The 713-nt window shown below is 40.5% G+C and carries 2 protein-coding genes and 1 pseudogene; 2 read left to right on the forward strand and 1 reads right to left on the reverse strand.

Features of this window, described 5'->3' with window-relative positions; all coding sequences use genetic code 11:
* Both K0778_RS26650 and K0778_RS26655 read left to right on the forward strand, forming a co-directional pair.
* Positions 1-225: IS1 family transposase (locus K0778_RS26650; RefSeq protein ID WP_024169623.1), on the forward strand; the 225-nt coding region annotated here is incomplete at its 5' end.
* 170 nt (positions 226-395) lie between these two features.
* A pseudogene (locus K0778_RS26655) lies at positions 396-539 on the forward strand (hypothetical protein); the annotation flags it as partial.
* Between the two features lie 16 nt (positions 540-555).
* Here K0778_RS26655 and K0778_RS26660 read toward each other — a convergent pair.
* Positions 556-713, reverse strand: a 158-nt coding sequence (locus K0778_RS26660; protein ID WP_213131679.1) for an IS1 family transposase, incomplete at its 5' end; no start/stop codon positions are given.

The raw sequence follows: 713 nt of genomic DNA on the forward strand, positions 1-713 counted from the left end.
GAGGTCGTGGTATGGATGACGGATGGCTGGCCGCTGTATGAATCCCGCCTGAAGGGAAAGCTGCACGTAATCAGCAAGCGTTACACTCAGCGAATTGAGCGGCATAACCTGAATCTGAGACAACATCTGGCAAGGCTGGGACGGAAGTCACTGTCGTTCTCAAAATCGGTGGAGCTGCATGACAAAGTCATCGGGCATTATCTGAACATAAAACACTATCAATAAGTTGGAGTCATTACCAAATTAATATATATGTTGTAATGATATATTTTTATAAATTATTCCCTGCGTGAATTTTAATAAATTTAATCTATCCCTTTATACGCAATACATTTACTTTCCTCTTTTGATGATCTTAAATGTCTTATTTTTCGTAATGTGTATAACAAGGAATAGTGATGAAATTTAAAAAATGTCTTCTGCCTGTGGCAATGTTAGCGTCATTCACTCTGGCAGGATGCCAGTCAAATGCTGACGATCATGCTGCCGATGTTTATCAAACCGATCAACTGAATACCAAACAAGAAACTAAAACCGTTAGGTAATGACTCCAACTTACTGATAGTGTTTTATGTTCAGATAATGCCCGATGATCTTGTCATGCAGCTCCACCGATTTTGAGAACGACAGTGACTTCCGTCCCAGCCTTGCCAGATGTTGTCTCAGATTCAGATTATGTCGCTCAATGCGCTGAGTGTAACGCTTGCTGATAA

This window comes from Escherichia sp. XD33 (assembly GCF_019375075.1).
In the GTDB taxonomy this organism is placed as follows: Bacteria; Pseudomonadota; Gammaproteobacteria; order Enterobacterales; family Enterobacteriaceae; genus Enterobacter; species Enterobacter flexneri_A.